We start from the raw sequence: 6,957 nt of genomic DNA on the forward strand, positions 1-6,957 counted from the left end.
TCTCACCTCGATATGTACGGCCATTTGGTGCGTCAATCTTTCAAGTGATCGGGGTCGTGTCAACCCCTTTCAGCGCGGGATGAAGGGGAGCCCGTTGACAGCGCCGCCGGAGCGTGTCAAAAATGGCCGTACAAATCGAGCGCGGGTTTTCCAGCCCGCGCACCCGCCACCACGGGAGGCCCCATGGCCATCGCCCGCGCCCTCGCCGACTGGGCCCACGCACTCACTCCGACCGACGACGACCGCGCCCTGGCGCGCAGATCCCTGCACGACACCCTGGCCGTCACCCTCGCGGCCCGAGACCACCCGATGAGCGCTCTGACCCAAGACCTGCCCGAGGAGGCCCGCTGGGCGGCGGTCGGGCACGTGCTCGACTTCGACGACCTCCACCTGCCCTCGACCGCGCACATCAGCGTCGTGTGCGTACCCGTCACCCTGGCCATGGGCGGGGGAGAGGAGCACTACCTGGCGGCGGCCGGGGTCATGGCCCGACTGGGCACCGCCCTGGGATGGCGCCACTACACCGACGGCTGGCACGCCACCTGCACCGCGGGGGCGCCGGCCGCGGCGGTCGGCGCGGCCCTGGCCCTGGGATTGACCCCCGAACGCACCGCCCACGCCATGGCGCTGGCCGTCCCGGCCGCGGGCGGGGTCCAGCGAGCCTTCGGCACCGACGCCAAGTCGCTCCAGGTGGGCTTCGCCGCTCACGCGGGGGTCCGGGCCGCCCACCTGGCCGCGGCCGGGGCCCAGGCCGACCCCACCGCCCTCGACCAGTGGTTCGGCCTCGTGGGCGGCGACCCCCGAGGTCTCACACCCGACGCACTCGACCCCGCGGCCCCCGCCGTCCCCGGCGGCCTGGCCACCAAGATCCACCCCTGTTGCTACGCCATGCAGCGTCCCATCGGCGCCGTGCGCGCACTCGCCGGGGCCCTACCCGATCCCGCGACGGTGCGCGTCGTGGAGGTCGAGACCCCCGCCGGCACGTTGCACCCGCTCATCCACCACCGCCCCACCACCGGACTCCAGGCCAAGTTCAGCCTGGAGTACGCCGTCGCCACCGCCCTGCTGGACCGCCACCCCGGCTTCGCGAGCTTCACCGACGCCGCCGCCCGACGCTCCGAGGCGCGACGCCTGGTCGAGGCCGTGCGGGTTCGGCACACCCCCGGCGGTGACGGGCTCCTGGACGGAAACACCACCGTGCGCGTGACCACCGTCGACGGAGAGCGGCACAGCGCCACCCTGGACCTGCCCGCCGGCGCGCCCGACCGACCCGCCGACCCCGATGAGCTGGCCGCCAAGTTCTCCGACTGCGGGTCCGACGTCCCCGCCCTGCTCTCCGGAACCACCTGGGACGACGCCCCCGACCTGCTCCGTGCCCATCTGGCCGCACCCGCCGAGGAGACCCCGTGAACCACCGCCCCCTGGACGGCGTCACCGTCGTCAGCCTGGAACAGGCCGTCGCCGCGCCCTTCGCCACCCGCCAACTCGCCGACCTGGGCGCCCGCGTCATCAAGGTGGAGCGCCCCGGAACCGGCGACTTCGCCCGCCGTTACGACGAGACCGTGCGCGGCGAAGCGAGTTACTTCGTCTGGCTCAACCGCTCCAAGGAATCCCTCACCCTGGACCTGAAGTCCCCGGCGGGCGCCGAGATCCTCACCCGCCTGCTCGACGACGCCGACGTGTTCGTGCAGAACCTGGCCCCCGGGGCCGCCGCCCGTCTGGGCCTGGACGCCTCCGCCCTGACCACCCGGCGCCCCCAGCTGGTGTGCTGCGACATCTCCGGGTACGGCAACGACGGCCCATGGGCCGACCGCAAGGCCTACGACGCCCTCGTCCAGGCCGAGGCCGGGCTGATGTCGGTCACCGGCACCCCCGACACCCCCGTCAAGGTGGGGGTCTCGGTGGCCGACATCGCCGCCGGCATGTACGCGTACTCGGGGATCCTCGCCTCCCTCTACACCCGCGCCACCACCGGAACGGCACCCCCGGTGGAGGTGGCGCTGTTCGAGGCCCTCGCCGAGTGGATGTCCCAACCCTCCCTCTACACCCGACACGGCGGTACCGCCCCCGCGAGGGTGGGCGCCGAACACGCCACGATCGCCCCCTACGGGCCGTTCACCTGCGCGGACGGTCGGGACGTGCTCATCGCGGTGCAGAACGAACGAGAGTGGGCGGCCCTGTGCGAGAAGGTGCTGGGCCGGCCCGAACTGGTGGGCGACCCCCGCTTCGCCGGTAACTCCGCCCGGGTGGCCGCTCGGGCGGAGATCAACACGTTCATCCGCGAACGGTTCGCGCTCCTGGACGCGGAGGAGGCCGTCGCGCTGCTCGACGCCGCGGCGATCGCCAACGCGCGCCTGAACTCCGTGGAGGAGTTCAATGACCACCCCTCCCTGATCGGGCGCGACCGATGGCGGAACGTGGCCGTGCCGGGAGGACAGGCGTCCTCACTCCTGCCCCCGGCGGGGTTGGGCGGTGTCCAACCGCGTATGGACCCGGTGCCGGCTTTGGGCGAGCACACCGAGGACATCCTGGGCAGGATCGGGTACCAGGCCCCCGAGATCGCGCGCCTGCGCGCCGAGGGCACCATCTGAACCGTGTCCGAGCCACCGTTGTCGGACCGCGACAATGGTGGTCCGGACAGGTCGGGACGAGGACGAGGGCGATGACGGTCAACAGCGGAGAGTCGGCCTACCAGGTGGTGGCGCGGGAACTGCGCACGGCGGTGCTCAGCGGCAGGTTCGACGACGGTTCCCGCCTGCCCACCGAGGCCGAACTGGCGCGTCGACACGGAGTGAGCCGACAGACCGTCCGTCGAGCCTTCCAGGACCTGGTGGCCGAAGGGTTGGTGCACCGGATCCGTGGCCGGGGCACCTTCCCGGCCCGGAGCGAGAGCCGCTACCTGCGCCAGTTCGGTTCGGTCGAGGACCTCATGGCCCTGTCGGAGGACACGCGCATGGTCGTGCTCGGTCCGCTGCGGCGCCGGGTGGACATCGGTGTCGCCGGGCGCCTGCGGCTGGACTCCGACATGGTCTACACCGTGGACTTTCGCCGCGACCACGGCGACCGGCCCTTCTGCGTGACGACCGTGCACCTGCCGCCATGGGCGGGGGAGCTGCTCGGTGAGGTCGAGGAACTCGCCGGGGAGGGCGCGAGCAGTTCCGTGACCGTCATCGGTCTGCTGGACCGGCGTTTGGAACACCCCATTTCCGAGGCGGAGCAGAGCATCACCGCGGCGGGGGCCGAGCGCGAGGTCGCGCGTGACCTGGGTTGCGAGGAGGGGCGGCCCCTCCTGCGGGTGGACCGCACCTACCTCGACACCCGGGGTGAGGCGGTCGAACTCGCCACGAGCCACTTCCTGCCCGAGTACTACTCCTACCGTGTCCGCCTACGGCGTAGCGGCCGCTGACCAGGCGACCACGCCGTGAAGTCGTCGGTGTCCACGAGTCCGATCGCGAAGTTGGGCCTGGTCGCCATCGACGGTCGCGACCCCCTCGCCCTGGCGGAGTTCTGCGCGGCGATCCCCGGGTGGCGGATCGAGCCGTGGGAGGACGACGGCCGGATCCGGTTGGTGGGCGATACCGGCGCCACGATCGCCTTCCAGAAGGCCCTCGGTCACGTGCCGCCGCAATGGCCCGGTGACGTCCACCCGCAACAGCTCCACCTCGATTTCGACGTCCCCGACCTCGACGAGGGCGGGCGGCGGGTGCTGGAGATCGGTGCCCGCAAGCGCGGGTTCCAGCCCGCCCCGGGGAACTTCCGGGTCTTCCTCGACCCGGGGGGCCACCCCTTCCGCCTCGTCCGTTCGAACTGAGCGTCCCGCACCCGACGTCGGAGGGCCGACGGCCCGGGCCGCGTGCCCGGTGGTGCTCGCGCTGGGAACGAGCGCGGAGTGCGAAACCGGGGTCGCGCGGAGCGACCAGGTGAGCCTTGCGGACGTCCGAAATCACCCCTAATGCCTGACTTGACGGTCTCCGGGCGAGGGCACTAGGTTTCCGGAAACGTTTCCAGTCCTCCTCTCGCACCGCCTTCCCGTGCGACTGGAAACGTTTCCGCATCCCCCTCGGCTTGGCTGGAGCCACGATGACGTCCTCACGAGCGACCCTGATCCAGGTCGCGGAAAGGGCAGGGGTCTCCCTGTCCTCCACCTCCCGCGCCCTGCACGGCGGCGGAGCCAGCGCGGCCATGGTCGAACGCGTACGCGCGGCCGCCGCGGAGCTGGGCTACAGCCCGGACGCGATCGGGCGCTCGCTGCGGATGAAGAGGACGTTCCAGGTGGCCTTCGCCGTCGCCGACATCGGAAACCCCGTCTACGTCGAGATGATGACCGCCATCCACGAGGTGCTGGCCCCGCACGGGTACCGGGTGGTCGTGATGTCCACGGGGGACACCACGACCTCCACCACCGAGCTGGTCCGTAGCCTCAGCGGCGGCTTCGTCGACGGAATGATCCTGGTCCCGCTGCGCACCGACGACGCCCTCATCCGGGCGTTGCGGGAGCAGGAGGTCCCCGTCGTGGTCGTGGGCCGCCCCCTTGGAGAGCACGGGATCGACTCGGTCTCCACCGATTCGGCCGACGGCATCGCCCGCGCCGTGAACCACCTGCGCGAACTCGGCCGGTCGCGTATCGGGTTCCTCAACGGTCCCCTCGACACCACCCCCGGCCAGGCGCGACAGCGCGGCTTCGAGGCCGTGGGCGCCGGTGGGTCGGTGGAGGTGGCCGAGGACTTCACCGTGGCGGCCGGTGTGGTCGCCGCCCGGCGTCTGCTCGCGGCCGGTGAGACCGAGGGCCGTCCGCTCGACGCGGTGGTGGCCGCCAACGACCTGCTGGCCATCGCCGCCATCCGCGCCGCACGCGAACGCGGACTCACCGTCCCCGGCGACCTCGCCGTCACCGGTATGGACGACACCGAGTTCGGTCGGGTCTTCCAGCCGAGCCTGACCAGCGTCTCCCTCGGTTCGGCCGAGCGAGGGCGGGTCGCGGCCGAGATCATGCTGAACCTGGCCGAGGGGCTCCACGAGGAGACGCGACAGATCGAGGTCGGACCCGAGCTCGTCGTTCGGGAGTCCACCGACCCCACCGCCATACCCGACGACATCGAACCCCTCTCCCTGGACTCACCTTGAGAACCCTGTCCTCCAAGGACCCCACCACGGGCAGGAGAACCTCCTCGCCCGGCGGCCCGCCCTCCGGCCGCCCCACCCCCGCGCACCGCGGACCGCGCCCCGGCGGTCTGGCCCGCAACCGCCGTCGCGAGGCGGCCGCGCTGGTCATGCCCTCGCTGTTGCCGATCCTGGTGCTCAGCGTCGCCCCCCTGGTCATGGGTGTGGCGTTGGCCTTCACCGACGCCCGCCTGGTGCGACGGCCCGACTACGAGGTGGTCGGCCTCGACAACTTCACGCGGCTGTTCGACAACTCCTTCTTCTGGGAGTCGTTCCGCATCGGCATGGTGTGGGCGGTCTCGGTCACCCTGCTCCAACTGGTCGCCGCCCTGGGCCTGGCCCTGCTGCTGAACTCGGGGCTGCGACTCCAGGGGCTCACCCGGGTGCTGGCCCTGATCCCGTGGGCGATGCCCCCGGTGGTCGTGGCCATCATGTGGCGGATGATCTACTCGCCCAACGCCGGTCCGCTCAACGCGGTCATGGACGCTGTGGGCCTTCCCGGCGACATCAACTGGCTCGGTGACTTCTCCACGGCCCTGCCCGCCGTCATCGTCGTCGGGGTCTGGGTGGGCATGCCCCAGACCACCGTGACGCTGCTGGCCGGGCTCCAGCAGATCCCCGACGAACTGCACGAGGCCGCCGCCATGGACGGGGCGGGCGCCTGGCGTCGCTTCGTCGGGGTGACCCTGCCGAGCCTGCGTCCCATCATCGCCTCGATCACCTCCCTCAACTTCATCTGGAACTTCAACTCGTTCTCCCTGGTCTACGTCCTCACCGAGGGAGGGCCCGGCGGTCGCACGATGCTGCCGATGCTCTTCACGTACCTGGAGGCGTTCAAGAACCGCAACATCGGCTACGCCGCCGCGATGGGCGTGGTGCTGGTGACCGTGGTGGTCCTGCTCCTGGCCCTCTACCTGTGGTCGCAGTTCCGCCAGGACGACAAGGGCAAGGTGGGCTGACCGATGCGCACTCTCGTTCGACCCGCCCAGTACGCCGCCCTGGCCTGCTACATCCTCTTCCTGGGCTTCCCACTGCTGTGGTTGATATCGGCCTCGCTCAAGACCTCCGCCGAACTCAACTCGCTCACCGTGAGCCTGTTGCCCCGGGAATGGCACTTCGACAACTACGCTCGGGCGCTCGCCCGCCAGGGGTTGGTGAGCTCGGCGTGGAACAGCCTGCTCGTCGCCCTGTCCTCGACGGCCTTGGTCATCCTCATCGCCCTGCCCGCCGCCTACGTCCTGGCGCGGCTCAAAGGGATGGTCCGGGCGGCCGGGGTCGGCTGGATCCTGGTCAGCCAGGTCTTCCCCGTCATCCTCATCATCCTGCCCCTGTTCCTGGTGCTGCGGACCATCGGCCTGACCGACAGCCTCGTCGGCCTGGTGCTGGTGCACACCACCTACACGCTGCCGTTCGCGCTGTGGATGCTCCAGGGCTACGTCACCGGCGTCCCGATCGACCTGGAGGAGGCCGGTGCGATGGACGGCGGGGGACGCCTGGACGTCCTGCGCCGGATCGTGCTGCCCCTGCTGATGCCAGGGGTGGCCGCCACCGCCATGTTCGCCTTCGTCTCCTCCTGGAACGAGTTCTTCTTCGCTCTCGTGCTGCTCCAGTCCCCGGAGAACTACACCCTGCCCATCACGCTGAAGATGTTCATCGGCGGTGAGGGCAAGGTCGCCCTGGGCCCGTTGGCCGCGGGATCGGTGCTGGCCGCCGTCCCGAGCATCGTCTTCTTCTCCCTCCTGCAGAAGAAGCTCACCGGGGGCCTGATGGCCGGTGCGGTCAAGGGTTGAGCCGCCC

Annotated in this window: 7 protein-coding genes; all 7 read left to right on the forward strand. The window is 71.0% G+C overall.

The annotated features are described in order from the left end of the window. Window positions 1–183 precede the first annotated feature (183 nt). The 7 genes from K8V84_RS02020 (at window position 184) to K8V84_RS02050 (ending at window position 6,950) form a co-directional block, all read left to right on the forward strand. Window positions 184–1,410: an MmgE/PrpD family protein gene (locus K8V84_RS02020; RefSeq protein WP_304069615.1), complete on the forward strand. Its 1,227-nt coding sequence runs from the start codon at window positions 184–186 to the stop codon at window positions 1,408–1,410. After that, window positions 1,407–2,591, forward strand: a complete 1,185-nt coding sequence (locus K8V84_RS02025) for a CaiB/BaiF CoA-transferase family protein (protein WP_304069616.1) — start codon at window positions 1,407–1,409, stop codon at window positions 2,589–2,591. The genes K8V84_RS02020 and K8V84_RS02025 overlap by 4 nt, the downstream gene beginning before the upstream one ends. Window positions 2,592–2,662: 71 nt before the next feature. Beyond that, window positions 2,663–3,406 carry a GntR family transcriptional regulator gene (locus K8V84_RS02030; protein WP_304069618.1) on the forward strand — a complete coding sequence of 248 codons (744 nt, stop codon included), beginning with the start codon at window positions 2,663–2,665 and terminating at the stop codon, window positions 3,404–3,406. A 27-nt stretch (window positions 3,407–3,433) separates the two neighbouring features. Beyond that, window positions 3,434–3,811, forward strand: a complete 378-nt coding sequence (locus K8V84_RS02035; RefSeq protein ID WP_304069619.1) for a VOC family protein — start codon at window positions 3,434–3,436, stop codon at window positions 3,809–3,811. A 269-nt stretch (window positions 3,812–4,080) separates the two neighbouring features. Beyond that, window positions 4,081–5,124, forward strand: a complete 1,044-nt coding sequence (locus tag K8V84_RS02040) for a LacI family DNA-binding transcriptional regulator (protein ID WP_304069620.1) — start codon at window positions 4,081–4,083, stop codon at window positions 5,122–5,124. Further along, window positions 5,121–6,119: a sugar ABC transporter permease gene (locus K8V84_RS02045; RefSeq protein ID WP_304069622.1), complete on the forward strand. Its 999-nt coding sequence runs from the start codon at window positions 5,121–5,123 to the stop codon at window positions 6,117–6,119. The genes K8V84_RS02040 and K8V84_RS02045 overlap by 4 nt, the downstream gene beginning before the upstream one ends. A gap of 3 nt (window positions 6,120–6,122) precedes the next feature. After that, window positions 6,123–6,950: a carbohydrate ABC transporter permease gene (locus K8V84_RS02050; RefSeq protein ID WP_304069623.1), complete on the forward strand. Its 828-nt coding sequence runs from the start codon at window positions 6,123–6,125 to the stop codon at window positions 6,948–6,950. Window positions 6,951–6,957: the final 7 nt, after the last annotated feature.

It is taken from the genome of Nocardiopsis listeri (assembly GCF_020741345.1).
Lineage (GTDB): Bacteria > Actinomycetota > Actinomycetes > Streptosporangiales > Streptosporangiaceae > Nocardiopsis > Nocardiopsis listeri_A.